General features: G+C 62.5%; 23 protein-coding genes. 17 read left to right on the top strand and 6 right to left on the bottom strand.

Going from position 1 to position 20,673, the window contains the following annotated elements; translation table 11 throughout:
* Nucleotides 1-36: 36 nt before the first annotated feature.
* Nucleotides 37-738: a TetR/AcrR family transcriptional regulator gene (locus tag FAX90_RS07085; RefSeq protein WP_170234891.1), complete on the top strand. Its 702-nt coding sequence runs from the start codon at nucleotides 37-39 to the stop codon at nucleotides 736-738.
* On the opposite strand, the gene FAX90_RS07080 is transcribed toward FAX90_RS07085, so the two are convergent.
* Nucleotides 735-2,240, bottom strand: coding sequence for an aldehyde dehydrogenase family protein (locus tag FAX90_RS07080; RefSeq protein WP_144096572.1), 1,506 nt, complete (start codon nucleotides 2,238-2,240; stop codon nucleotides 735-737). The genes FAX90_RS07085 and FAX90_RS07080 overlap by 4 nt on opposite strands.
* Before the next feature lie 156 nt (nucleotides 2,241-2,396).
* On the opposite strand from FAX90_RS07080, the gene FAX90_RS07075 reads away from it, so the two are divergent.
* Entirely contained in the window at nucleotides 2,397-2,939 is a 543-nt protein-coding gene (locus tag FAX90_RS07075; protein WP_144096571.1) for a nuclear transport factor 2 family protein, read from the top strand.
* On the opposite strand, the gene FAX90_RS07070 is transcribed toward FAX90_RS07075, so the two are convergent.
* Genes FAX90_RS07070 through FAX90_RS16545 form a run of 3 tightly spaced genes read right to left on the bottom strand, consistent with a single transcriptional unit; the run spans nucleotide 2,940 to nucleotide 5,222 of the window.
* Nucleotides 2,940-4,427, bottom strand: a complete 1,488-nt coding sequence (locus tag FAX90_RS07070) for a class I adenylate-forming enzyme family protein (protein ID WP_144096899.1) — start codon at nucleotides 4,425-4,427, stop codon at nucleotides 2,940-2,942.
* Between the two features lie 5 nt (nucleotides 4,428-4,432).
* Entirely contained in the window at nucleotides 4,433-4,807 is a 375-nt protein-coding gene (locus tag FAX90_RS07065; RefSeq protein WP_144096570.1) for a MaoC family dehydratase, read from the bottom strand.
* Nucleotides 4,800-5,222, bottom strand: a complete 423-nt coding sequence (locus FAX90_RS16545; protein WP_170234890.1) for a hypothetical protein — start codon at nucleotides 5,220-5,222, stop codon at nucleotides 4,800-4,802. Before FAX90_RS16545 ends, FAX90_RS07065 begins: the two co-directional genes overlap by 8 nt.
* A gap of 107 nt (nucleotides 5,223-5,329) precedes the next feature.
* Between FAX90_RS16545 and FAX90_RS07055 the strand changes: the two genes are divergently transcribed.
* Nucleotides 5,330-5,959, top strand: a complete 630-nt coding sequence (locus FAX90_RS07055; RefSeq protein ID WP_170234889.1) for a TetR/AcrR family transcriptional regulator — start codon at nucleotides 5,330-5,332, stop codon at nucleotides 5,957-5,959.
* 34 nt (nucleotides 5,960-5,993) lie between these two features.
* On the opposite strand, the gene FAX90_RS07050 is transcribed toward FAX90_RS07055, so the two are convergent.
* Complete coding sequence (locus FAX90_RS07050; RefSeq protein ID WP_144096567.1) at nucleotides 5,994-8,222, bottom strand: TonB-dependent receptor; 2,229 nt, start codon at nucleotides 8,220-8,222, stop codon at nucleotides 5,994-5,996.
* Nucleotides 8,223-8,393: 171 nt separating this feature from the next.
* Here FAX90_RS07050 and FAX90_RS07045 point away from each other — a divergent pair, with 171 nt between their 5' ends.
* Nucleotides 8,394-9,143, top strand: a complete 750-nt coding sequence (locus FAX90_RS07045) for a phosphatidylserine decarboxylase (RefSeq protein WP_144096566.1) — start codon at nucleotides 8,394-8,396, stop codon at nucleotides 9,141-9,143.
* A 20-nt stretch (nucleotides 9,144-9,163) separates the two neighbouring features.
* Nucleotides 9,164-9,970, top strand: a complete 807-nt coding sequence (locus FAX90_RS07040) for a CDP-alcohol phosphatidyltransferase family protein (protein ID WP_144096565.1) — start codon at nucleotides 9,164-9,166, stop codon at nucleotides 9,968-9,970.
* On the opposite strand, the gene FAX90_RS07035 is transcribed toward FAX90_RS07040, so the two are convergent.
* Complete coding sequence (locus FAX90_RS07035) at nucleotides 9,942-10,196, bottom strand: hypothetical protein (RefSeq protein ID WP_144096564.1); 255 nt, start codon at nucleotides 10,194-10,196, stop codon at nucleotides 9,942-9,944. The two genes, FAX90_RS07040 and FAX90_RS07035, sit on opposite strands and share 29 nt — an antisense overlap.
* A gap of 373 nt (nucleotides 10,197-10,569) precedes the next feature.
* Here FAX90_RS07035 and rpsB point away from each other — a divergent pair, with 373 nt between their 5' ends.
* From rpsB to rseP, 12 genes are all read left to right on the top strand, one after another.
* Nucleotides 10,570-11,322 (top strand): 30S ribosomal protein S2, encoded by a 753-nt coding sequence (gene rpsB / locus FAX90_RS07030; protein ID WP_144096563.1) that lies wholly within the window; start codon nucleotides 10,570-10,572, stop codon nucleotides 11,320-11,322.
* A gap of 130 nt (nucleotides 11,323-11,452) precedes the next feature.
* Entirely contained in the window at nucleotides 11,453-12,376 is a 924-nt protein-coding gene (gene tsf / locus FAX90_RS07025; protein WP_144096562.1) for a translation elongation factor Ts, read from the top strand.
* A 193-nt stretch (nucleotides 12,377-12,569) separates the two neighbouring features.
* Nucleotides 12,570-14,087: a hypothetical protein gene (locus FAX90_RS07020; protein WP_205700626.1), complete on the top strand. Its 1,518-nt coding sequence runs from the start codon at nucleotides 12,570-12,572 to the stop codon at nucleotides 14,085-14,087.
* Nucleotides 14,088-14,176: 89 nt separating this feature from the next.
* Nucleotides 14,177-14,440 (top strand): hypothetical protein, encoded by a 264-nt coding sequence (locus FAX90_RS07015; protein ID WP_144096561.1) that lies wholly within the window; start codon nucleotides 14,177-14,179, stop codon nucleotides 14,438-14,440.
* Nucleotides 14,441-14,582: 142 nt separating this feature from the next.
* The gene (locus FAX90_RS07010) at nucleotides 14,583-15,122 is read left to right on the top strand and encodes a carboxymuconolactone decarboxylase family protein (RefSeq protein ID WP_144096560.1); all 540 of its coding nucleotides are present in this window, start codon (nucleotides 14,583-14,585) and stop codon (nucleotides 15,120-15,122) included.
* Between the two features lie 49 nt (nucleotides 15,123-15,171).
* Nucleotides 15,172-15,432, top strand: a complete 261-nt coding sequence (locus tag FAX90_RS07005; protein ID WP_144096559.1) for a hypothetical protein — start codon at nucleotides 15,172-15,174, stop codon at nucleotides 15,430-15,432.
* Nucleotides 15,433-15,549: 117 nt separating this feature from the next.
* Entirely contained in the window at nucleotides 15,550-16,281 is a 732-nt protein-coding gene (gene pyrH / locus FAX90_RS07000) for a UMP kinase (RefSeq protein ID WP_144096558.1), read from the top strand.
* Nucleotides 16,282-16,305: 24 nt separating this feature from the next.
* On the top strand, nucleotides 16,306-16,863 hold the full coding sequence (gene frr, locus FAX90_RS06995) for a ribosome recycling factor (protein ID WP_144096557.1): 558 nt from the start codon (nucleotides 16,306-16,308) through the stop codon (nucleotides 16,861-16,863).
* 80 nt (nucleotides 16,864-16,943) lie between these two features.
* Nucleotides 16,944-17,588, top strand: a complete 645-nt coding sequence (gene uppS, locus FAX90_RS06990) for a polyprenyl diphosphate synthase (protein ID WP_144096898.1) — start codon at nucleotides 16,944-16,946, stop codon at nucleotides 17,586-17,588.
* Nucleotides 17,575-18,360: a phosphatidate cytidylyltransferase gene (locus FAX90_RS06985; protein WP_144096556.1), complete on the top strand. Its 786-nt coding sequence runs from the start codon at nucleotides 17,575-17,577 to the stop codon at nucleotides 18,358-18,360. The genes uppS and FAX90_RS06985 overlap by 14 nt, the downstream gene beginning before the upstream one ends.
* Nucleotides 18,357-19,511, top strand: a complete 1,155-nt coding sequence (dxr, locus tag FAX90_RS06980; protein ID WP_144096555.1) for a 1-deoxy-D-xylulose-5-phosphate reductoisomerase — start codon at nucleotides 18,357-18,359, stop codon at nucleotides 19,509-19,511. Before FAX90_RS06985 ends, dxr begins: the two co-directional genes overlap by 4 nt.
* Nucleotide 19,512: 1 nt before the next feature.
* Nucleotides 19,513-20,622 carry an RIP metalloprotease RseP gene (gene rseP, locus FAX90_RS06975; RefSeq protein WP_170234888.1) on the top strand — a complete coding sequence of 370 codons (1,110 nt, stop codon included), beginning with the start codon at nucleotides 19,513-19,515 and terminating at the stop codon, nucleotides 20,620-20,622.
* The last annotated feature ends 51 nt before the right edge of the window (nucleotides 20,623-20,673 follow it).

The following is a 20,673-nucleotide window of genomic DNA, read 5'->3' as shown; positions in this document are numbered from 1 at the left end:
TGGTGAGATGCGATATTCATGCTAGTGTCGCGAGCGATGAACGCGATCATACCAGACGAAAGCAGCACCGGCCCGCGCACCCGCTATGACAGTCCGCGCATGGCGGAACGGCGAATGCGCATCCTGAAGTTCGCGCACCAGATCCTGGCCGAAGGCGGGGTCGAGGCGATGACGATCAACCGATTGAGCGAGTTGGCCGAAGTCGCGCCCAGCACGATCTATCGCAGCTTTGAAAGCAAGGAAGGCGTCATCTACCAGTCCATTGTCGAGCACATGAGCGGCATTGCCGAACATCTCGATAAAGTGGGCCGCCCTGCGACTTTCGACGCGGTCGAGGCCGAGTACGACTGGATCATGAACGAACTGCACCGCGATCCCGAATATGCCCGTGCGATCATGCAGCTTTATTTCAGCCCGACGATCGACGCGCGCGCGCGCCTTTCGATGCGATCGGTCGCGATCGGCAGAGTGGAGCATTTTCTTGGTGCGATGCAGGACGCGGGGCAGCTCGATCCGCGTATCGACCTCGCGCTTGCGTGCGAAAGGCAGGTCGATCTCGAATACTCGGTATTCCTGAACTGGATGCAGCGATCGTTGAAGGATGAAAGCGTGGCCGACGCACTGAAAAGCGCGTTCTTTTTCGCGGTCTCTCCGGTCCTGGCCGAACCGGCGCGCACGCAGGCGCTGGCCCGCGCCGACGCCACCGCAAAAAGGGTGGCGGCGGCGGAGGCGGATTAACGCGCCGTCACGTCGACATAGACGGACTTGGTTTCGAGGAAAGCGTCGAGGCCTTCACTGCTCATTTCACGGCCGATGCCCGATTCCTTGAAGCCGCCGAACGGCAGGGTCGGATGCACGTTGCCATAGCAATTGGCCCAGACATTCCCCGCCTGAAGCCGCGCGGCAAGCCTATGCAACCTGCCGACGTCGCGGGTAAAGATCCCCGCGCCAAGACCGTAGCGAGTATCGTTGGCAAGTCGCAGCATCTCGGCCTCGTCGTCGATGCGATTGGCGACGAGGACCGGGCCGAAGATTTCCTCGCGCGCGATTTCGGCATCGGCATCGACGTTGGCAAAAACCGTCGGTTCGACGAAGAATCCCCCGCGCGAAATGGTATCCCCGCCGGTCACAACGCTGGCTCCGCACTTCTTGCCAGATGAAAGAAATCCGGTGACGCGGTCGAGCTGCTTGGAGGAAATCAGCGGTCCGAGCAGGACGCCCTCTTCGAAGCCGGAGCCCACGGCCAGGCCTTTCGCGAACTCTGCGATACCTTCCACGATGCGGTCATAGACGCCCGATTGCACGAACAGGCGTGAGCCAGCGAAACAGACCTGGCCCGTATTTGCGAAAATGGCCATCGCGACTTGCGGGATCGTGGTTTCGACATCGCAATCGTCGAACACCATGACCGGCGACTTGCCGCCGAGTTCCAGTGTCAGGCGCTTGAGATCGTGACCCGCGCTTGCCGCGATCCGGCGGCCCGTGTCCGTCGAACCGGTAAAGCTGATTTTGTCAATGTCGGGATGGGCGACCAGGTGCGCACCGATGTCATGCCCGCGCCCGGTGACGACGTTGATGACCCCGGCGGGCACACCCGCTTCGCTGGCGAGTTCGGCAATACGCAGTGCGCTGACGCTCGTATCCTCGGCAGGCTTGATCACCACCGAGCAGCCAGACGCAAGGGCAGGGGCAAGCTTGATCGTGAGGTTGCCGGCAGGCGCGTTCCAGGGGACGATCAGCGCTGCAACGCCCACAGGTTCCTTGCGCGAATAGGCATGAAATTCAGCGGCCTGTGACGAGATCGCCTGGCTCGCGTTGCTGCCCATGATGGTGCGGGTGAGACCGGCGTAATGGCGAAGCCACTTGCCCATCGAATCCACTTCCCACTGCGCAAAGGGCATGGGCATTCCGTTGTCCAGCACTTCGGTCGCGGCCAGCGCTTCGCTGTCGCGCGCGATCAGTTCGGCGAGCCGCCACATGATCTGGCTGCGCTGATCGCTGTCCATGTTGCGCCAGCGGCCGTCCTCGAAAGATTCGCGAGCCGCCGCGACAGCGCGATCGGCCTCCGCCACGGAAGCTGCCGCGATCGTGCCGATGCGGTCACCGGACGCCGGATCGATAACGGCAAGTTCCTCGCCGCTGCCCCGGGTAAGTTTGCCGCCGACGAACAGGCCGTCGCCGCGTTCGACCCATTCGATCGCCTTGGGATCTATCCGGAACTTGTCGCTCGCCATGTTCATCTAATCGCACTCCCGTTGCAGCCCGCATGGTCTGCGGGTCAATCAATTCGATAATATATTATCATTTTCTCGATGTGATCAATATGGTATTGCGTATTCGAATTAATGGCACGGACGTGACAGCTGCGATACGATGCCTGAAAACGGGAGACGACTGTGACTGACGAGGGCCGCATGGCCGCGCTTGAGGCGCGCATTTCCATCCTGGAGGACGAACTGGCGATCGCCCGTGTGCTCGCCGATTATTCGCTCGCGCTCGATTGGCTGGACGATGCAACGCTGGACCGGGTGTTCTGGGATGATGCCCAGATCGATTATGGCTTCTTCAAGGGCAGCGGAGCCGACTTCAAGCCGATCCTGATGGAGGTCGAGCGCGGCATGGGCAGGCGCTGGCACTTCACCTCGCAGTTGCGCACCGCCATCGACGGCAGCAGCGCGCGGGTTACCGGATACAACCTGTCGCTCGCGGCCGATAGCGTCCAAAGCAACGATAATTCGCGGCTGACCGGGTTCTTCGGCTTCTACAACGACCGCATGGAAAAGCGCGACGGACGTTGGGCCATCGCTGGCCGAAAGCACATCCTCGTCGCGGGCACCGACCTGCCCGATGTCGCGATTACCGGTGACCTCTCCGCACTGAACACCATTGGCGCGACCGGAACTGACCATCCGGACTTCGCGACCCTGCCGATCGGCTGATCAGAGGCCGGCTAATTCCTCGAGCCGCTGCTCGAGGGCGGTCCGGTTGGCCTTTCCGCTGACATTGAGCCGCAGCGCCTCCTCGGTCACGAAAATATAGCGGCGCGGAAGCTTGTAACGCGCGAGACGCAGTTCCAGCAGGGCGCGGGCATCGTCTTCCGACATGCCCGATGCCACCATGATCGCGACCGGCACTTCACCCCATTGCGCGTCGCTTTGCCGCACGACGACCGCCTGTTCGACACGCGGATCGCCCAGCAGTACGCGTTCGATTTCGGCAGGATAGATGTTCTCCCCGCCCGACTTGATCAGGTATTTCGACCGACCGGCATATTCGAACCGGCCGTCGGGACGTTTCGAAAACAGGTCGCCCATGCGGAACCAGCCATCGCGAAACGCGTCCGCATTTGCATCCGGCGCGTTCCAGTAGCCGTCGAACAGGCATGGACTGCGCACGACCGCTTCGCCCACCTCTCCATCGGCACAGGGAAGGCCCGTGCTGTCTGTCAGGCGAATTTCGTAGAGCGAGCTTGGCTGCTTGGCGAGGTCTGCAATATCGGGGCGGCTTCGAACAAGGTTGCCGGTCAAGGGGCCAAGCCCCGTTTCCGTTGCCCCGAAACTGTTCAGGAAGGGCGCGCCAAGCGTTTCGATGGCCGCCGCGATCTCGGCTTCGGGACAAAGGTCGGCCATGCAGCCGACTGCTTTGACCGACAGTGGCGATACGCCTTTTCTTCGCAGCTCCTCGACCAGCGGCATGATCGTGGACGGAACGAGCAAGAGCCAGCCGATTGCGTGGGATTGCAGAACCGTCGCCATCTGTGCCGGATCATATCCGTCGATCACGAAAACCCGGCCGCCGGCCATCAGCGTCGCCATCGTATGTTCCGTCCCGCCCATGTGGAACATCGGAGCCCAGGCGATGAAAGCGTCGGCTTTCTCCAGGCCGAGGTCGAGCCGCAAGGTGCACATGCGCGCGATTTCCGCACGCTGGGATATTACGGCCGCCTTGGGAAGGCCGGTCGTCCCACTGGTATAGATGATGAGCCAGGGATCGTCCGCTTGCGCCGTGGCGGGCATGGGCTTTCCAACCGGCAGATCGGACATCGCGATGGCGGCGAGGTCGGCCCCAATGGCGCCTACAACTTCACGATAGCGTTCCGAAAAGAAAAACAGGGCAGGTTCCACTAGCGAAATGCAGTGCTGCAATTCATCGACCGAGAGCCGCCAGTTCTGACAGGCGGCAATAGCCCCGATGCGGGCGCAGGCCATTTGCAGGAGGGTGTAGCGGATCGAGTTTTCCGAGAGGATCGCAACGCGGTCACCGCGCACTATACCCTTTGAGGTGAGACCCGATGCGATCTGCGCGGATTGTTCGATCAAGTCGGCATAGGAAAGCTGAGACGTGCCGTCGTCCAGGGCGATGGCGTCCGGTTCGGCGGCTGCGCGCATTTCGATGAGGCCCCAGATCGTCGCACCCGAAGTAGCCATCCCGTTCACGAGCCGGAATCCTGCGGCAGCGTGAAGTCGGCCTGAAGTACGACTTCATCACCGTTGCGCTGCAAAATCACCGACCCGCCGTCCGCCGTCCGGTCGACAAGGACCGCGGTGACATCGTCTCCGGCCATGACGTTGCCCAGGAAGCGCGCGGTGATGCGCGAAGGCGCAGTCGCGTCGAACTGCTGCGCGACGAGGTTCAGGACGTAGGCCAGATTGACCGGACCGGGGTTCACCGTCCGGTTGCCAAAGCCAAGCCGCCGCGCAGCTTCCGGATCGGCATGGATGGGATTGGGATCGTCCAGCAGGTCGGCCCAAAAAATCATTTCCGACGCCGAAACGTCGTCGAGATTCCAGTTCGGTCCGTCAGTCATGGTTGGAATTCCTGGGCATGATGATGTGCAGCCGCACTTTCGCACAGACGTCGCTGTCCCGGTCGATCGCGAATTCGACGAATGCGTGGACGGCCTTGCCGAACCGGCGGCTGGGCTTTTCTATCCTGTCGGTAATACGGGCATCGACGCGGTAGGTCTCGTCTACGGGCATGGCGGCAAGATACTCGATGTCGCAGGAAGCGAGCACCGGCCCGTCCGCGATCGAACAGCCGCAAAGCGAGCAGAGCGTCTCGATCGACGTGCCGGTTCCGCGAAGCGCGGCGACGAATGCGAAGATCGGATGAGCGTCGTTGCCCGAACGCGCTTCGGACCGGCAGCTTTCGCGAGTCCTGTCGTCAAGAGCGGCATCGATATGGAACGTGCCGGACCCGAGCGTCATCGGAAACTGGCTCATTCGTCTCTTCCCCTCCGGCATTCTGCTGCCAGCGACCTTGCCAACTTCGGGTCGTCGATGAAATAAGACCCATCCATCCGTTCCAGCACAAAGGCCAGGTTTCTTCCATGTCGACCCAGGCATCGCCCGATATTTCGAACGAAGGCCCGGCTTGGCGAAGGCGCAAGAACGACCGGCCGACGGAAATCATCGCGGCGGCCAGACAGATGCTCGAAGCGAAGGGGCTTTCGGGCGTGTCGATGGCCCGCATCGCGGCCCGTGCGAACGTGTCCGAGGCGCTGGTTTACCGCTATTTCGACAGTAAGCAGGCCCTGATCAATCAAGTCCTGACCGAGTGGGCGGAGCCTTTCATAACCAATCTGCTGCTGCGGCTTGAGGGTGCGACGTCCGTGCGGGAACGCTTCGTGCTCATCGCCACCAGCTACTTGCGAGGAATGGACGACACGCCGCGCCTTCACCGCGTTTTCTATCAGGAACTGCGCTGGGCGGACTATGTCGGCTCGCCGCTTCACAAGCTGAACCGCCGTTTCGCCAACACGGTGATAGAAGCCGTCGGCGAAGGCGTGGAGAGAGGCGAATTGCGGGCAGGTCTTGATGCGGCGATGGTCCGCGACATGGTGTTCGGCGGGCTGGAACACGTGGCAATGCGCACATCGCTCGCGGGAAAGCCGGTCGATGTCGATCGGCAGGCCCGGACTTTCGTGGACACGCTGCTTGACGGCCTTTGCGCGAATTGACGGGACGGCCGCTTGCGAACGCCCCGTCAGGAATTCAGAAATCATACTGCAGCCTGACGCCAAGCTGGCGCGGCGGGGCGTAAACCGGCGCATCTGCCTGGTTGCCGAGCAGAGCGCTGGTGAAATAGGCCTCGTTCGTGATGTTCTTGCCATAGACGGCAAAACGCAGTGCCCCGCCTCCGGGCCGATAGCCCAGTTGCGCGTTGACCGTCGTGTAGGGTCCGGTCCTGACCCTGCCCAGAAGGTCGAAATCATAAGATCCTGAATGGGCGAGCGTAACGTTGCCGTCCATCTCTCCCGATCCCACGTTTCCTTCGTAGCGGAGCGAGAGCGACCCGGCGAACTTCGCCGCCTTCAACAGGCGCTGGCCGCTGGCATCCAGAACCACCTGGCTCATCCCGGCCGGCGTATTGGGGAGGGCGAAGGCAACGCCGTTCTCGAACGTGTCGTACTTTGCTTCCGGTAGCCAGGAGCCCACCGCCCGCAAGTTGAAATTGTCGCTCAGCTCGACGCTGATTTCGCCGTCGAGTCCGTAGATCGTGGCGTCGGCGGCATTGGCGAGGATCGTCGCGCTGCCGTCGAAAAATTGTACCTGCAGGTCGGTGTAGTCGTAGTAGAATGCGGCGAGCGAGAACGAGACCGCATCGAATTTGCCCTTCGTGCCGATTTCGTAGCTGGTGATCGTCTCCGGTGCGGCGAAGTTGTTGGACTGGCCGGTGGTGTCCAGGACCGCGCTTTTGAAACCCTTAGAATATGTCGCATAGACGTTCCATTCGGGAGTGATATCGTACCGAACGGACAGGCGTGGGGTCCAGGAATCGGAAATGACCGCCCCGGTCGTCGGGAAAAAGGGCACCGCATCCCCAAGGCCGAACCGCTTTTCGCGGCTATACCGGAGCCCGCCGATAAGGTGCAGGCTGTCGCTGACATCGAGGTTGACTTCGCCGAAGGCCGCCCACGCTCGGGTCTTGATCGTCGAATCGAATTCGACCGCGTAAGTCTCGCTCGGATCGACGCTTCCATCCGCGCGCAGAAGCGGCTGGATGCCGTTCCCCATGAAGTGGCTGTCGCGGTAGTAGAACGCGCCCGCCACGAAACTGAAGGCTCCGAACTGTTCGGAAGCGAACGACAGTTCCTGCTGGAATGTCTCTTCAGGATAGTCCTCGTCATAAAGAATGCAGGCAAAGACGGCTGTGCACTGCGGCGAGTAGGCTGCGTCGATATCGACGGTGATGCGGGCCTTGATGTCCTGCCACGCCGTGATCGATGTGAACGTGCCGACGTCGTCGAGTTCCAGCGTGCCTTTCAACGATAGCGCCTTGTGCCTGGTTCGCGTCGGGTTGCCGCCTCGCTCAAGCTCGGTCGCGACGTGCCAGGGCTGGGTCGGCACCACCGCGTCGGGATAGAATTGTGCGTTCGAGTTCCCGTTCAGCGGCTGGGTCGCCATCGCCGCGAAATCGGTCCTGTCGCTGAGTGAGCCGCTGACCAGGAATTCCAGATTGTCGGCGGGCTGGATGAGGAACTTTAGGCCAAGATTCCATTTGTCGACGCGCCCGGTGCGGTTACCGGTGCGGTCGTCAGTGAGATAGCCGTCGATGTATTCGTAGAAACCCGAAAGGCTGGCAGCAACGAGGTCTGGCACTAGCGGAGTCGAAACGAAGCCCTTCACCGTCGTGTCAGTCGAAGTCCGGGAGCTGCCGCCAAAGAACAGGCCTTCGCTGATCTCGATGGAGCCGGTCGTTCGGAATTCAGGTTTCTTCGTGTGGATGACGACCGCGCCAGCCGTCGCGTTGCGGCCAAACAGCGTGCCTTGTGGACCTTTCAAGACTTCAAGCTGCTCGATGTCGGCCAGCTCGAATACGTTCGCCAGCTGATTGGGTTGGTAGACCCCGTCGACGTAGATGGCGACCGGTGAATCCGCGCCGGCAATGGCGACGGTTGATTGAACCCCGCGAATAGTGGGCGCGGCAAATGCGCCCTGGGTCGTGAAGGTAAGGCCGGGAACAACGTTGCCCAAATCCCGGATGTCGTCGACGCCCGCCTCGCTGAGCTGTTGCCCGGTCTGCGCGGTGATCGCCAACGGTACTTCTTCAAGCCGCTGGGCGCGTCGCTGTGCCGTAACGACGATGGCATTCGTTTCCGCCGGGCTGGCGGTTTCCTCGTCTTCGCTCTGGGCTTGCGCAGGCGCGGCCCAGACCACCGCCGAACCCAGCAGAAACCCCTTCAGAACACGCCCCGATCCCTTCGAATTCGTGGTTTTCATTGCATCCTCCCACTCGCTTTTGCAGCACTAATAAGGATACCTTACTTAAAACGCAACCGCATTATCGTATCTGGTAAATGGCGCGTTCCGGGAGGGCGGAAGAGGTTGGCCCGTCCGGTTGAACGCGCGACTTCGCTTGCCGCTCGCTGCCCAGCCTTCTAGATAGCGGCGATGGCAGGAGAAATTCTCGACAACCGCGGACGCGGCGAAGCTGGCTGGCGCTGGCCTGCGATCCACCCCGAAGGTCGGAAATTCGGCTTGATCACCGCGGCGGCGTCGCTGGGCTGTGCGGTCATGGCATGGGAAACGCTGGCCTGGCCGCTGGCTTTCCTGACGCTGGGCGTGCTGGCCTTCTTCCGCGATCCGCTACGCATCGTGCCGCAGGACGAAAACGCGATCGTCGCGCCCGCGGACGGGCTGGTCACTTTGATCACGCAGGTTCCGCCGCCGATAGAACTGCAGATGGACGACGGCGGGGAATCGCGCGGCATGTCGTCGGAACCAGTTACCCGCGTATCCATTTTCATGAGCGTGTTCGATGTTCACATCAATCGCTCGCCCATCGCGGGCACGGTGCGCCGCGTGGTCTATATTCCCGGCAAGTTCCTCAACGCCGATCTCGACAAGGCGAGCGAGGACAACGAACGTCAACATTTCCTGGTCGAACGTCAGGACGGTGTGCAGGTCGGCTTTACGCAGATCGCGGGGCTTGTCGCCCGTCGCATCGTTCCCTTCGTGAAGCCGGGGGACATGGTCGGCACGGGGCAGCGGGTCGGACTGATCCGCTTTGGCAGCCGCGTCGACATATACCTTCCCGCCGGGACCGAGCCGAAAGTGCTCAAAGGCCAAAAAACCGTCGCGGGAGAGACCATTATCGCCGAAGTCGGCGCAACCCAAATGCTGGAAGGTGTCCGCCTGTGACGCAAGAGCACGACGATAGAATGGCGGAACCGGGCGATGTCGGCCCCCGCGTCACGCATGGCGAACGCGCGGTGCCCTCGCGCCGTTCGCGTGGCCTGACGATGCGGGCCGTGGTGCCCAACGCGATTACGGCGGCCGCCCTGTGCATCGGCCTCACCGGCATCCGGTTCGGCATGGCCGGCGACTGGGACCGTGCGGTTCTTGCCGTGTTGGTCGCCGGGACGCTGGACGGCATCGACGGGCGGATCGCTCGCTTGCTCAAGGCGCAGAGCCGGTTCGGTGCCGAACTCGACAGTCTTGCCGATTCGCTTTCGTTTGGCGTCGCGCCCGCGCTTATCCTTTTCGCATGGTCGCTTCAGGACCTGCCCCGCTTTGGCTGGTTCGCAGCTCTGGCGCTCGCGCTGTGCTGCATGTTGCGGCTTGCGCGCTTCAACGCGCAGATCGACGAGGAAGAGCAACCGCACAAGTCGGCCGGTTTCCTGACGGGGATCCCGGCGCCCGTCGGTGCCGGTGTGGCGTTCCTGCCGCTCTACCTGTGGAAGGCGACGGATCTCGAAATCTTCCGTGATCCCTGGCTGGTGTTCCCTTGGGTGATCGTCACCGCGTTCCTGATGATCTCTAACCTTGCCACGCTCAGCTGGACTTCGATCAAGCCGAGCCGTTCGGTTCGGCTCGAACTGATCGCGCTGGTCGGCCTGCTGGGTGCGTTCCTGTTCCTCGAACCGTGGTGGACGCTGGTCGTCGTATCTGGGATCTACCTGCTGTTGTTGCCCGTGGGCGTATTCCGTTACGCCAGGGTCAGGCGGCAGCGCGCAGCGGCGCAGTAACGGGCAGGGCAACCCGTCCGGTCGGCGCGATGCGATAGACATTGGCCGGCGTGCGGACGGCGGGTTTTTCGCTCACTTCAGGAAAGACGAGCGGCTGGCGCAGGCGATCGTCGCCGTTGCGCAGAACGGGGAGCAGGTCGAACAGCAGGCTTCCGACGAGCACGCAGCCACCCATGGCAGCGGCGACGAAGAAGAACGCGACGAGACCGGAAATGATGGCCGACATTGAATGACCCCCTTTTGTTCCACCGCCCGTTCCGGTAAAGGGTTGGGGCGCGATGCGAAGAAGCGACTCGGTTAAGTAGTCTTCCTGATTCGCTTTGTTCCCTTTTTGTTCTACTCTGTCAAGGGTGGAACGGCTTGTCGGCCGCAAACCCCGATCCGCGGCGGATCCCTTGGGGGCGTGGGCGCGGCAGGGGTTTTCTTTTGTCTCCACCCGCGCTAAGGGCGCCGGCGTCTGTTCCAAGGGATTCGGATTCCACCGAATTCCGGACGTGCAGGCAAAATCCACATGGAAGGCACACATACCGGTGCCACGGCAGGGCAGGTCCCGCCGCGGTCATCCGTCTTCCAGAGGCTCAACCGGAAAGGAAATGACTATGGCGTCCACTGGCGTCACGATGCAGCAATTGATCGAGGCCGGCGCACACTTCGGCCACCAGACCCACCGCTGGAACCCGCGCATGAAGCCGTATATCTTCGGCTCGCGCAACGGCGTGCACATCATCGACCTGTCGCAGACCGTTCCGCTGTTCCAGCGCGCGCTCGACTTCGTTTCGGCCACCACGCAGGCCGGCGGCAAGGTTCTCTTCGTCGGCACCAAGCGCCAGGCGCAGGACCCGATCCGCGAAGCTGCGCTCTCGTGCGGTCAGTACTTCGTGAACCACCGCTGGCTGGGCGGCATGCTCACCAACTGGCAGACGGTTTCGAAGTCGATCAAGAAGCTGAAGACCATCGAGGAACAGCTTTCGGGTGACGTTTCGGGCCTGACCAAGAAGGAAATCCTCGACATGACCCGCAAGCGGGACAAGCTCGAGCTTTCGCTGGGCGGCATCCGCGACATGGGCGGCATTCCGGACGTGATGTTCGTGATCGACGCCAACATGGAAGAGCTGGCCATCAAGGAAGCCAACACCCTTGGCATCCCGGTCGTCGCCGTGCTCGACACGAACGTCGATCCTTCGGGCATCGCTTTCCCGGTTCCGGGCAATGACGACGCATCGCGCGCCGTTCGCCTGTACTGTGACGCGATCGCTGACGCCGCACGCAAGGGCGGTAACAAGGGCGTTGCCGATTCGGGTGTCGACGTCGGCGCCATGGAAGAGCCGGCTGCCGAAGAGGCAACCGCCTGAGGCATTACTGCCTTCTGACGGGGTTCACGCGCCAGGGCGCGTCATGCCCCCGTCATGTTTTGATGTTTCGTGCGCCGGGCCGCATCCGCTGCCGCCCGGCAGCACATCCAAATGAAAGAGGAACGACGCGATGGCTTACACCGCCGCTGACGTGAAGAACCTGCGCGAAAAGACCGGCGCGGGCATGATGGATTGCAAGAAGGCACTGGAAGAAACGAACGGCGATCTCGAAGCCGCCGTCGACTTCCTGCGCGCCAAGGGCCTTGCCGCCGCCGCCAAGAAGTCCAGCCGCACCGCGGCAGAGGGCCTCGTCGGCGTGGCCGTCGAAGGCACCAAGGGCGTTGCCGTCGAAGTGAACTCGGAAACGGACTTCGTTGCCAAGAACGATCAGTTCCAGGACTTCGTGCGCAAGACCACTGAAGTTGCGCTGGGCGTGGATGGTGATGACGTCGAAGCGCTCAAGGCAGCAGCCTATCCGACCGGCGGTACCGTCTCCGACAAGCTGACCGACAATGTCGCCACCATCGGTGAGAACCAGCAGGTTCGCCGCATGAAGACCGTTTCGGTCGATCAGGGCGTCGTCGTTCCCTACGTGCACAACGCCGCTGCGCCGAACCTTGGCAAGATCGGTGTTCTCGTCGCGCTGGAATCGGAAGCTGCGACCGATCTTCTTGAAGGCCTCGGCAAGCAGCTGGCGATGCACATCGCCGCCGCTTTCCCGCAGGCGCTGACCGCTGAAGGCCTCGACGCCGAAGTGATCGAGCGTGAGCGTGCGATCGCGCGCGAAAAGGCGGCCGAAAGCGGCAAGCCCGAGAACGTTCAGGAAAAGATGGTCGAAGGCGCCGTCGCCAAGTACGCCAAGGAAAACGCACTGCTCTCGCAGGTCTTCGTCATGGACAACAAGACTCCGATCCAGCAGGTGGTCGACCAGGCTGGCAAGGATGCAGGCGCGAAGATCGTGCTGAAGGACTACGTCCGCTTCCAGCTGGGCGAAGGCATCGAAAAGGAAGAAAGCGACTTCGCAGCAGAAGTCGCAGCTGCCGTCGGCGGCTGATCGCTTACGCCTTGCAAGGCTTTATGAAAGGGCCGGAAGACCTGCGGGTTTTCCGGCCCTTTTTGGTTTCCAGCCGTGTAGAATTGGAAAAGACGGATCAGACCCTTGTTCCAGTGTTTCAGATTGGCCTACGAGTTGCGTAGGCAAAGTTCGGGGTCTCAACTTGCGGTATTTTTTGATTTTGTGCCTTGCTGTGCTTTTTGCCGTTCCTGCTCAGGCAAAATGGCGCGAAGCCAGCAGCGATCACTTCGTGATTTATTCCCAGAGTTCGGAACGGACGCTCAGGAGGTTTTCGGAAAACCTCGAACGCTACCATTCCGCGATGGAACTGCTCACCAATACGCAGCCGTCGATACCGAGTCCATCGAACCGGGTGACGATCTACGACGTCGGAGACGAGGATGAAGTGCAGGACCTCTATGGAGCTGGCGCACAATTTATCGTCGGATATTACAGGCCCGCGGCAGGCAATACAGTGGCCTTCGTTCCAGACTTGCGAACATCGAGCACAAGCCGGTCACAGGGCGTGCTCCTCCACGAATATGCGCACCATTTCATGATCTCGAAGTCGAGCCGGGCGATGCCCCGCTGGTTGAGCGAGGGTGGGGCCGAGTTCTTTGCTTCTGCCGAATTCAAGAACAGCGGCGAATTGTCCATCGGCAGGCCCGCCAACCATCGCGCTTACGAACTGATGCGTGCTGCGCAGGTGTCGATTGAAGAACTTCTTGACGAGGAGAAATACCGGTCGAAGGAGCACCGCGGTTTCGACGCATTCTATGGCCGAAGCTGGCTTCTCTATCACATGCTCACTTTCGATGATGCGCGGCGAGGACAGCTTGCCGCCTACTGGTCTGCGCTGGCGCAGGGGATGGCTGCTCTGCCCGCGGCACAGCACGCGTTTGGCAGCCTGGAACAGTTGGACAAGGATCTTGATTCCTATTTGCGCAAACGGCGCATGAAGACATTTTTTCTGAATAGCGAGATGACCCGCGTTGGACCGATTACGATCCGGACGCTGTCGGAGGGTATGGACGAGATGATGCCCCTGCATATCCGCTCGAGAAACGGCGTTGATGATGAAGCCGCAGCAGAGCTTGTCGAGGATGCGCGCCGGATTGCGGCAGAGTATCCCGGCGATCCGGGCGTTCTTTCCGCGCTGGCTGAGGCCGAATTCGACGCAGGGTTCGATGACGCGGCGATCGCGGCTGCGGACAAGGCGCTCGCGCTGGATTCCACACTCGTCAACGCGCATGTTCAGAAGGGCTATGCTCTTTATCGCAAGGCGGAAAATGCAGCATCCGGCGAAGATCGGGCGGAGCTTTACAATATCGCGATTGCGGCGTTCACGGCGCTCAACAGGATCGAGAATGACCATCCGATCCCGCTGATCTTTTACTATCGAAGTTTCGAGGATCGTGGCCTTCCGCCAAGCGAAACCGCTCGGCACGGTCTGGAGCGTGCCGCCATCCTGGCTCCCTATGACAAGTCGCTTTGGTTCGAACTTGTCCAGATGTTGGCGATGGAAGGAAAGATCGCGCTGGCCTCGGAACTGGTGAAGTCGCTAACTTCGGACCCGCACGGAGGCGGCCTGACAAGTGCTGCGTCTTTCTTAGCCGCTCAGCTTGATGATGCACCGGAAGGTCAACCGCTGCATGTCGACTGGAAGGTCTACGTTCCTGTCGAGGAAAACGAGGTGCCCGAAGTCGGGTAAACTGCAGGCCTGCGCCTCAACACTTCATGGCGAGGCGCCGATCTGGTATGATCGATTTTGAGGGTCGCGATCGTTCGGGGGGAACGGTCATGAAGTGGCTGGTTCGGCTTTTTACTGCGGTCTACCTCGCGGCGCTGGGACTCTACCTCGCGGCAACGCTGGGTTATATCGGGACGACGGGATCGGGAGAGGAGCCGCTTGCCGGTATCTTCCTTGCCTACATTGGCATGCCGTGGAACATGTTCTTCGATGCCGATGGGGCGACAGGTTCGCTCGCCTTCATGCTGGTTCCGGCGATTAACGTCGGCATTCTCTGGCTTGCGGCCGATCTCATCGCCAGTCGCGAGGACTAGGGATGATAAAAAACATACATGATTGACTCTTTCTGCACCTCGCGTAGCCTTGCACGCGAACGGAGCGGCGGTCCGCCGCCCGAAACGAGGGTCCGGTCCGAAAGCCACGGAAACGAGGGCCCCGCTTATCGGAGAGAGCATCATGCGCGTAGCACTCGACCCACAGCCCGATTCCCCGATTCCCAGCCTTGCGGCGCAGTATTCGCCTGAAATCATCGCGGCGGCGGACAAGTTCGCCATGTCGCCCTATCGGTTTTCGACGTTGCCGCTGCGCATGTTCGAGGCCTGCCGCATCGCGACCGCCGTCATCAATGGCTGCGTCGTGTGCAAGAACTGGCGCTCCGAACGCGATCTTCGCGCGATCGGGCTCGATGCCGGCGTTCTGGAACAGGACGAACATCCCGACGAGGACATGTACCAGGCCGTTCTCAACGGCGACCTTTCGGCCCTGTCGGATCGCGAACGGATCGCCGTGCGCTATTCCCAGCGCATGGGCGAAGACCCGCGCGGTCTTGCTACGGACGAGGCTTTCTGGGCCGAATTGAAGCAGCACCTCAGCGATGCCGAGATCGTCGAATTGACTTATGCCACCGCCGCATGGATGGCGATGGGGCGCGTCGCACACGTGCTGGGCGTCGACATGGCGTGCAGCATCGGCGGCCCTCTTACCGAGGCGGCCTGAAAGCTGCTAAGGGTCCCCCGCGTCGGATGATAACGGGGGACTTGCCGCGATGAAGTGGCTGCTGAGTATCTATGTCGTGCTTTACCTTGCGGCGCTTGCGCTGCTGATCGTGGGCACGTTCGGACTGTTCGGGCAGGCTGAGGACCCGCTTGCCGGAGTGTTCCTCGTGCCGCTGGGGCTGCCGTGGAACATCCTGCTGGACCGGTTGGGGCTGGCCGGTCCCTTGGCTGGCGTGCTGGCGCCGCTTTTCAACATCGCGATCGTCTGGGGCCTGTGGCGCTGGGCAAGGGGCCGCCGCGCCGCGGGATGAGCCTGTCGGGCGCGCTGCCCTTCCCGGGCGGTGATTTCGGGCAAAGCGCGCTTGGCATCGGGCGCCTGCGACACTAAGGCAAGGCGGCCCCTCACCAATTCGAGAACTCCTTCTGCCATGCTTCTTGCCGACACCAAGCGTATTCTCCTGAAACTTTCGGGCGAGGTGCTGATGGGCGATCAGCAGTTTGGCATCGATACCGACTTCGTCGCCAAGCTGGCGGCGGAGGTGAAGGCGGCCAAGGAAACGGGGCTGGAAATCTGTCTCGTCATCGGCGGCGGCAACATCTTCCGCGGCATGGCGGGCGCAGCCCAGGGCATGGACCGTGCGCAGGCCGATTACATGGGCATGCTGGCCACCGTGATGAATGCGCTGGCCATGCAGTCCGCGCTGGAAAAGCTGGGCGTCGAAACCCGCGTGCAGTCCGCGATCCAAATGGATCAGGTCTGCGAACCGGTGATCCGCCGCCGCGCCGAACGGCATCTGGAAAAGGGCCGCGTGGTCATTTTCGCCGCAGGTGTGGGCGCCCCTTATTTCACCACCGATTCCGGCGCCGCGCTGCGGGCCGCCGAAATGAAGTGCGACGCCCTGTTCAAGGGCACCAGCGTCGACGGCGTCTACAATGCCGATCCGAAAAAGGATCCGACGGCCACGCGCTTCGACCATATCGACTACGACACCGTGCTTGCGGACAACCTGAAAGTCATGGACGCAAGCGCCGTGGCCTTGTGCCGCGACAACGACATCCCCATCGTCGTCTTCTCCATCCGCGAACGCGGCAATCTTGCCCGCGTGCTTGCCGGGGAAGGCACCCAGACCATCGTCCGGACCGAACTGCGCCGGGCCTGAAGCTTGATTTAGAGAGGACCGATCATGGCCAAATATGAGAAGGCCGACATCGAACGCCGCATGAACGGCGCCGTCGAATCGTTGAAGAGCGACCTTTCCGGCCTGCGCACCGGCCGCGCCAACGTCTCGCTGCTCGATCCCGTGGTGGTCGAGGTCTATGGCGCGATGATGCCGCTGAACCAGGTGGCCACCGTCTCCGCGCCCGAACCGCGCATGCTGTCGGTGCAGGTGTGGGACAAGTCGAACGTCACCGCGGTCGAAAAGGGCATTGCCCATGCGAACCTCGGCCTCAACCCGATGATCGATGGCCAGACGCTGCGCCTGCCGATGCCCGACCTGACCGAGGAGCGTCGCAAGGATCTCGCCAAGCTGGCCGGCAAATATGCCGAGCAGGCCAAGATCGCGATCCGCAACGTGCGTCGTGACGGCATGGAATCGCTCAAGGAAGACGAGAAGAAGAAGGAAATCTCCGAGGACGAGCGCAAGCGGTCCGAGGAAGAGGTCCAGAAGCTGACCGACAAGTACGTCGCCGAGGCCGACAAGGCCGCAGAGGCGAAGGAAAAGGAAATCCTCACCCAGTGAGCAATCCCGCGCCCTCGAAGGCGCCGGCGTCGGGTTCTGGCGCGGGGCCGCGTGGCGGCCCCCGCCATGTCGCGATCATCATGGACGGCAACGGGCGCTGGGCGAAAAAGCGCCTGCTGCCGCGCGCGATGGGCCACAAGAAGGGCGTCGAAGCGGTTCGCAAGCTTGTGCGTTCGCTGCGCGAGAATCCGGTCGAGGCGCTGACGCTCTATGCCTTCAGCACCGAGAACTGGGGCCGCCCGGCGGACGAGATCGCGGACCTGACCGCACTGATGAAGCACTTCATCCGCAACGACCTGGACGAGATCGCCGAGGGCGGGGTGAAGCTGAAGATCGTGGGCGATTATTCGGTTTTCGACGAAGAAGCGGTCGAACTGATCGACGGGGCGCTGGCGCGCACCGCAGGCAATGACAAGATCACGCTGGCCATCGCGCTGAATTACGGCGCGCAGGCGGAAATCGTGCGCGCGGCGCGGGCCGCCGCAGCAGAGGGTGAGATCACCGAAGAGGCGATTGCCCGCAATCTCGACACGGCGGACATGCCGCCGCTCGACCTTTTGATCCGCACCAGCGGCGAAGTGCGCCTGTCGAACTTCCTGCTGTGGCAGGCCGCTTATGCGGAGCTTTACTTCACCGACGTGCTCTGGCCCGATTTCAGCCCCGCGCATTTCCGAGAGGCGCTGGACCATTTTTCAGGACGGGAGCGTCGCTATGGTGGACGCTGAACAACCCGGCCCGGTCGAGCCGGGTCATGTGCGCCCCGAAGGTCCGCGCAATACCGACCTGAAGGCGCGCGCGATCTCTGCCGTGGTCATGGTGGCTATCGCCGCGATCTGCCTCTGGATCGGCGGACTGTTGCTCGACGCGCTGATCGTGCTGGTCGCGGGTGCGGCCTATTGGGAATGGCAACGCATCGTGCGGCGCATGGCGGCCGAATCGGGTTTCTCCGGCGCGAAATCGTTGGTCTGGATGCTGGCCGGTGCCGGCTACATGGGCGCTGCGGCATTCCTGATGGTGACGATGCCCGCGATGCTGGTCGTCTTTGCGATCCTTGTCACCGCGTTCGTCGATACCTTCGCCTATTTCTCGGGACGCACGATCGGCGGGCCCAAGATCGCCCCGTCGATCAGTCCGTCCAAGACATGGGCCGGGCTGGCGGGCGGCGTGCTCGGGGCGACCCTCGCGCTGCTGCTGTTCATGTTCACGTCGCACATCTGGGCCGTGGGCATGAGCGACATGATCGGCGGCGGCACGGCGCACGACACCTATTTCGTCGTCTTCGGCGGTCCCGAAGGGATCGCTTCGGCCCTTGCGGCGGGTGCGGTGCTGGCGGTGCTGGCGCAGGCGGGCGATTTCTTCGAAAGCTGGATGAAGCGGCGGGCCAAGGTAAAGGACAGCTCCACCCTGATCCCCGGCCACGGCGGCGTGTTCGACCGTATCGACGGCATGTTGCCGGTGGCGATCCTGATTGGCGCGCTGGCGCAGGTCGCCGCATGACGCGCAGCATTTCGGTACTGGGCGCAACCGGGTCCATCGGCGCTTCTACGCTGGACCTCGTCCGCCGCAATCGGGGGGATTGGCGCGTGGTCGCCCTGACCGCGAATTGCAGCGCGGCGGAGCTGGCCAGGCTCGCCCGCGAATTCGGCGCGGATATCGCCGTGGTCGGCGAAGAAAGCTGTCTGCCGGAACTGCGTGAGGCCTTGGCCGGAAGCGGGATCGAGGCGGCTGGCGGACCCGCTGCGCTGGTCGAAACGGCTGCGCGCGGCGCGGACGTGACCGTTGCCGCCATCGTCGGCTGTGCGGGGCTTGCCCCCACGATGGCTGCGATCGAACAGGGCGGGACCATCGCGCTCGCCAACAAGGAAGCGCTGGTCAGCGCGGGCGAAGTCATGACCGCCGCGGTCGCCAATCACGGCGCGACGCTGCTGCCCGTCGATTCAGAGCACAACGCGATTTTCCAGTGCCTGCACGGCGAAGATCTGGGCGATGTTCGCTGGATTACGCTCACGGCCAGTGGCGGCCCGTTCCGCGATGCCACGCGCGATCAGATCGAGGCCGCGACCCCGGCTCAGGCCGTCGCCCATCCCAATTGGGACATGGGTGCGAAGATCAGCGTCGATTCGGCCACGATGATGAACAAGGGCCTCGAATTCATCGAGGCATTTCACCTCTTTCCCGTCGGGTTGGAGCGTCTGCGCATCATCGTCCATCCGCAGTCCATCGTCCATTCGATGGTCGAATACCGCGACGGATCGACCCTGGCGCAGCTTGGCCCGTCGGACATGCGCGTGCCCATCGCATCCGCGCTGGCATGGCCGCGCCGGATGGATACGCCCTGCGCGCCGCTCGACCTTGCCGCCATCGGCACGCTGACGTTCCGCGCGCCGGACGAGGACTTGTTCCCTGCCACCCGCGTCGCGCGCGAATGTGCGCAGGCGGGCGGGGCGGCACCGGCCGTGCTGAACGCCGCGAACGAAGTGGCCGTGGCCGCTTTTCTTGCCGGTAAGATCAAGTTCACGCAGATCGTGGCACAATGCGAACAGGTCCTGGCGCAGGGCATACCGCCTGCGCCGCAGAGCCTTCACGAAGTGATCGCCGCCGATGCCGAGGCACGGCGGCGTGCCGGGGAATTGCTGGAACGCGTTTGAAATGTTCGACAGTCCAAACCTGCTGACCGCGATCATCGGCTTCATCGTCGTGCTGGCGCCGCTCGTCGTGGTGCACGAACTGGGCCATTACCTTGTCGGACGCTGGTTCGGCGTGAAGGCGGAGGCGTTTTCGGTCGGTTTCGGCAAGGAAGTCTTCGGCTTCACCGACAAGCGCGGCACCCGCTGGAAACTCTCGGCCCTTCCGCTGGGCGGCTATGTCCAGTTCGCGGGTGACATGAACCCGGCCAGCCAGCCGACCGACGAATGGCTGGAACTGCCCGAGGAAGAGCGTAACCGGACGTTCCAGTCGAAGGGTCTGGGCGCACGCGCGGCAATCGTCGCGGCGGGCCCCGTCACCAACCTTATCGTCGCCATCGTCATCATCGCGGGTTTCATGATGGCGTTCGGCAAAGTCGTGGCCGAGCCGGTCGTGGGCGAAATCCTCGAAGAATCGCCGGCGGCTGCCGCCGGGATCGATCTGGGCGACCGGATCACCTCGCTCGACGGGACGAGCGTGGACAGCTTCGAGGACATTCAGCAGGCCGTCATGGCCTATCCGGGCGAAACGGTTCGCGTAACTTGGCTGCATGATGGCGCGGAAAAGAGCGCAGACATCACGCTGGGCACCCATGTCGAAGTCGACCGCTTCGGCAACGAGTTCCGCATGGGCCGCCTCGGCATCGGCGCGCGCGAAATGCGGGTGGACGAAGTCGGCCCGCTCCAGGCCGTGGGCGAGGGGGTTTCCCAGACTTACGCGATCATGAAAATGTCGGCAGTGGGCCTGTGGCAGATCATCACCGGCAGGCGTTCGCTCGACGAGCTGGGCGGTCCGGTCAAGATCGCGAAATACTCCGGCGAACAGCTGATCCAGGGCTGGTACGCCTACATCGGTTTCGTCGCGATGATCTCAATTAACTTGGCATTCATTAACCTCCTGCCAATCCCCGTCCTCGACGGCGGGCACCTTGCTTTCTATGCGATCGAGGCCGTTCGCCGCCGTCCGGTTTCACCGCGGGGCCAGGAATTGGCATTCCGCACGGGACTGGCACTTGTTCTGAGCCTCATGGTGTTCGTGACTATCCTCGATATCTCCTCACTCGACATATTCTGACGCCGCAGGGCAACGGCCCACCGGCAAGAGGTCGCGCGCACAGGGTGCTTG

The sequence above is a fragment of the Croceicoccus sediminis genome (assembly GCF_007570835.1).
In the GTDB taxonomy this organism is placed as follows: domain Bacteria; phylum Pseudomonadota; class Alphaproteobacteria; order Sphingomonadales; family Sphingomonadaceae; genus Croceicoccus; species Croceicoccus sediminis.
This window is presented reverse-complemented; position numbering and strand designations above follow the sequence as displayed.

Bases quoted from the DNA above. Each gene is read 5' to 3' on its own strand.
- tsf (WP_144096562.1), top strand. From the start codon at position 11,453: ATGGCTTACACCGCCGCTGACGTGAAGAACCTGCGCGAAAAGACCGGC.
- rseP (WP_170234888.1), top strand. From the start codon at position 19,513: ATGTTCGACAGTCCAAACCTGCTGACCGCGATCATCGGCTTCATCGTC.
- dxr (WP_144096555.1), top strand. From the start codon at position 18,357: ATGACGCGCAGCATTTCGGTACTGGGCGCAACCGGGTCCATCGGCGCT.
- FAX90_RS07040 (WP_144096565.1), top strand. From the start codon at position 9,164: ATGGCGGAACCGGGCGATGTCGGCCCCCGCGTCACGCATGGCGAACGC.
- FAX90_RS07065 (WP_144096570.1), bottom strand. From the start codon at position 4,807: ATGACTGACGGACCGAACTGGAATCTCGACGACGTTTCGGCGTCGGAA.
- FAX90_RS07035 (WP_144096564.1), bottom strand. From the start codon at position 10,196: ATGTCGGCCATCATTTCCGGTCTCGTCGCGTTCTTCTTCGTCGCCGCT.
- FAX90_RS07010 (WP_144096560.1), top strand. From the start codon at position 14,583: ATGCGCGTAGCACTCGACCCACAGCCCGATTCCCCGATTCCCAGCCTT.
- FAX90_RS07045 (WP_144096566.1), top strand. From the start codon at position 8,394: ATGGCAGGAGAAATTCTCGACAACCGCGGACGCGGCGAAGCTGGCTGG.
- FAX90_RS07055 (WP_170234889.1), top strand. From the start codon at position 5,330: ATGTCGACCCAGGCATCGCCCGATATTTCGAACGAAGGCCCGGCTTGG.
- FAX90_RS07050 (WP_144096567.1), bottom strand. From the start codon at position 8,222: ATGAAAACCACGAATTCGAAGGGATCGGGGCGTGTTCTGAAGGGGTTT.
- uppS (WP_144096898.1), top strand. From the start codon at position 16,944: ATGGACGGCAACGGGCGCTGGGCGAAAAAGCGCCTGCTGCCGCGCGCG.
- pyrH (WP_144096558.1), top strand. From the start codon at position 15,550: ATGCTTCTTGCCGACACCAAGCGTATTCTCCTGAAACTTTCGGGCGAG.
- FAX90_RS07005 (WP_144096559.1), top strand. From the start codon at position 15,172: ATGAAGTGGCTGCTGAGTATCTATGTCGTGCTTTACCTTGCGGCGCTT.
- FAX90_RS16545 (WP_170234890.1), bottom strand. From the start codon at position 5,222: ATGAGCCAGTTTCCGATGACGCTCGGGTCCGGCACGTTCCATATCGAT.
- FAX90_RS07070 (WP_144096899.1), bottom strand. From the start codon at position 4,427: ATGGCTACTTCGGGTGCGACGATCTGGGGCCTCATCGAAATGCGCGCA.
- FAX90_RS07015 (WP_144096561.1), top strand. From the start codon at position 14,177: ATGAAGTGGCTGGTTCGGCTTTTTACTGCGGTCTACCTCGCGGCGCTG.
- rpsB (WP_144096563.1), top strand. From the start codon at position 10,570: ATGGCGTCCACTGGCGTCACGATGCAGCAATTGATCGAGGCCGGCGCA.
- FAX90_RS07085 (WP_170234891.1), top strand. From the start codon at position 37: ATGAACGCGATCATACCAGACGAAAGCAGCACCGGCCCGCGCACCCGC.
- FAX90_RS07080 (WP_144096572.1), bottom strand. From the start codon at position 2,240: ATGAACATGGCGAGCGACAAGTTCCGGATAGATCCCAAGGCGATCGAA.
- FAX90_RS06985 (WP_144096556.1), top strand. From the start codon at position 17,575: ATGGTGGACGCTGAACAACCCGGCCCGGTCGAGCCGGGTCATGTGCGC.
- frr (WP_144096557.1), top strand. From the start codon at position 16,306: ATGGCCAAATATGAGAAGGCCGACATCGAACGCCGCATGAACGGCGCC.